Genomic DNA, 3,457 nt, shown 5'->3' with positions numbered 1-3,457 from the left:
CAACATGTAAGCGGATTGCCTCCACTTTCGTTGTATCTTCATAATGCTTAAACTTTTGCCCTTTAACCGCCACAAAAATACACCCCCTAGAATTTCATCGGAATAACCTAGGGGTTTTTCCAATGTCTATTCTAAGGGGTGCACTTCATAATATGTGGAGCCCTTTATGTTTTTCGCTAAGCTATTTGGCAGGTTCGTTTAGCTGCCACTAATCTGTTGTTAACTGACCGGCAGAATTACGTAACAAACACTATTGTTTTAACGTCTAATTGCTTAGTGGGTCGCAAACAAAAAATTGAGGTGTTAAATGTGGCAATGGAGGCTGAAGTCTTATCATTTTTAAGAATAGGTTTTGGAATTATAATCTCTCTGATATTCCTAGTGATCATTACCCTTCTTGTAAAATATAAGAGCTGGATATGGATGGTTTTTAATACACTCTATTTTATTCAGTTGGGCTTGGGGCTGGATTGAATTGTTAGGAGCAAGGAGAACTGGCACTATGGTTTCAGAAGAAAATTCTATGAACATCGGTTTGATTGGTATTATTTGGGCAGTCAGCATGATTTGTATGGCAATAGGGTTATTCAAATTAAGACCTTCAGAGCGTACATCAAATAATCTAGGGTGAGAAAACGGGACGCGATAGTGGAAAAGCGGTTGCTGCGGTAGTCGCTTTTATAAAAAAAATGACGCCTGGTCATACCTGGTTCTACATATCGGTAATCCGAATTAATTATTCAATATGAATAACTTTATTCGAAAATTTGTATTTATCTCTGTTATAATACTCAATAAGCGAACTGAAAGGAGTGGGAGGTTTTGATATGGGGTTTAAAACTGTACTGTACAAACTTAGAGGACTCTACAAATTCGGGAAAACAGCACCAAAGCTACGTGGGAAAGTGTTCGTTAATAAATTTGGAGCAATCAAAGTTGGAAATAATATTTCCATAATAGGACATCCATGGGCAGTTCAAATTACCAGTACCAAGGGTGCCAACTTGACAATCGGTGATAATGTATACGTTAATGCAGGTGTGGGAATCGCGGCTAATAAAGAAATTGTCATTGGAGATAATGTTAAGATTGGTCCAAGAACGAGTATTTTTGATAGCAATTACCACCGTATGGATTCTACCGATAAAGGTGAACTCGCTAAAAGAATTAAAATCGGTAATAACGTTTGGATTGGAGCGGATTGTACTATTCTTCCGGGAGTCACAATTGGAGACAATTCCGTAATCGCGGCTAAGAGTACCGTAAATAAGAATGTTCCTAACAATGTATTGGTCGGAGGAAGTCCTGCAAAGGTGATTCGCGAGCTTGAAATAGAGGATGGCTGGATTAGGGAATAATCAGTTTATCATATCATCAATAAATTCATACGGATGGACTGAAAGGGCTGCCTAGTGGTAGCCCTTCATTCCGCTATACCAGCTAATAGCCTGTCAATATTTAATTATTAATGAAGTAAACGAAGGATGCTATACTGGTAAAAATGCATGACAAATAACCGCTCTTAGAATTTGGGAAGGTTTTCCTCAATATCTAAACGTTGCTTATTCAGTCAAGCGGAAAGGTTCTTTCTTGGTCAAAATCGCATAAATCCAATGGATCAGTCTATTTACACAAGCGATCACGGCTATTTTAAATAGTTTGCCTTCTGCACGCTTTTTGTCGTAATAAGCTCTTATTCTCTTGTTACGTGAGCCTTTCAGTCCACACCTTACAGCTTGATATAAGGCTGTCCGAAGCCTTCTAGAACCACGTTTGGTGATTTTATTTCGGGTTGCTGTAAACTTAATACCAGCAAACGCAACCAGTTTCTTCGCGTGATCGAATCGATCAATTTCTCCGACCTCAGCTAAAATTGTTGCTGCAATTTTGGTGCCAATGCCAGGTATCGATTGGATTAGATCATACTCCATTAATTCTTCAGCCAGAGTCTCTATCGATTTATCCAGTTTTGTTAGATGCTCCTGGTACTGAAGAAGTAAATTAATGAATAGCTCTAATGAGATTAAATGACTCGGAAAAGCGGTCTCCCTGAAGGGATTTCGCTCTGCTGCAGCCATTAGTTTCTGTGCCCGTTCCAGCGACCACCGGTTCGAGGCAACATGTCCAACAAGGCTTTTTATGTTCGCCGTAACGTTTTCCTCGGACAACGCTAGCACCGATTGAGACGTTGGATACTGGGCCAGGAAACGAAGTGATACCTTAGAATAAAGGTCACCAAACACGCCATGATACTCTGGAAAGACTTGATCCAACACCGCTTGAAACTGCAACTTTACCTGGACATACATTTCAGTTAGTGACTCATGTTGCCGTGTCAGGTAACGCAGATTCATGAGATACTGACTCCGTTTTTTGTAAGGCTCCAGCTCTTCTTTGTAGAACATTTCACCCAATTGGTATGCGTCAGCAACATCCGTTTTCACCTTACGTAAATTCGTTTTTTTCGCTTGGTGTGAAATTAACGGATTGATAACGATATACAGATATTGATGATCATCTAGAAATTGAACTAACGGGAAACTATAGCTTAACAATCACCATAACCAGGCTGCCGGCATGAAACGGCAGCCTGGTTGTGCTAACGGGCAGTTTAACGCACTCTAAGTTTGAAGCGGTTCGTGGTTCGAGTACAAATAATCGGCTATGAGTACACTACCTAAAAAAGGGTGGTGTTATATCATGAGCCGCTTTCTGATAATTTGTTTACTACTGAGTAACTTGTTTACAAACGAAATACTTGCATCAAGTGTAGCACCACAGAGCGATGTTCCTCAATTAGATGAGCCATATATCGAAATCGGGTATAAGTCGGTTGGGGAAGCATTAAAGGAATGCGAAACGCTTAATCAAAGAGAACTTAAATTGCCGATTAAATTACCACCTATGGAATTTACTCATTATTTGGGTAGATGTGTAAACGACAAGGAGAATTATTACGATGAAATTCAAATAGAATACCTCCATGAATCTCAGGGCAAAAACCACTATAAGATTGATGTAAGACCTATTGAGCAGAAATTAGTCTTTGGGAAGTCAAAGAGAGATGGGGAAAAATACAAATTCAAAGACGGTAGTGAAGCACTTTACTTTACAACTAAATCCCCAAAGGCTAGGGGAGGATTCAATACTTTAGTGTTTGAAAAAAACGGATGGCAGTACCGTCTGGCAGTAGATAGTCGGATAGGGAATCATGTTACAGCGGATGTGCTCTTTGGAATAGCGGAATCTGTAAAGTAGGTTATATGTTGAATAAAAGCTAAGCCTTACCACAGTTTGATGATAAGGTCATTAAGCTCCCTCAGAGAATAAGGTTTTTCTCACGAATACTCGCGAATTCGCAGGATTTCACATATAGATTTAAATAGGAGTTTAAATGATTACATAACATGGGCTAGGCAGTTCCGTTTGAGGGCATGCGGGAATAGAAGGTGTTGGT

General features: G+C 39.6%; 2 protein-coding genes and 1 pseudogene. 2 read left to right on the top strand and 1 reads right to left on the bottom strand.

The annotated features are described in order from the left end of the window. Positions 1 to 827: 827 nt before the first annotated feature. A complete protein-coding gene (locus AC1DM9_RS34225) occupies positions 828 to 1,358 on the top strand; it encodes an acyltransferase (protein ID WP_054025019.1) in 531 nt (176 codons plus the stop codon). A 204-nt stretch (positions 1,359 to 1,562) separates the two neighbouring features. Here the strand turns inward: AC1DM9_RS34225 and AC1DM9_RS34220 are convergent. Continuing rightward, a pseudogene (locus AC1DM9_RS34220) lies at positions 1,563 to 2,546 on the bottom strand (IS110 family RNA-guided transposase); the annotation flags it as partial. A gap of 154 nt (positions 2,547 to 2,700) precedes the next feature. Between AC1DM9_RS34220 and AC1DM9_RS34215 the strand changes: the two are divergent. Continuing rightward, positions 2,701 to 3,258 carry a hypothetical protein gene (locus AC1DM9_RS34215; protein WP_477584484.1) on the top strand — a complete coding sequence of 186 codons (558 nt, stop codon included), beginning with the start codon at positions 2,701 to 2,703 and terminating at the stop codon, positions 3,256 to 3,258. Positions 3,259 to 3,457: the final 199 nt, after the last annotated feature.

It is taken from the genome of Paenibacillus sp. 01T431 (assembly GCF_056398625.1).
The sequence above is the reverse complement of the archived record's forward strand: the minus strand, read 5'-3'. Positions and strand labels throughout refer to the sequence as shown.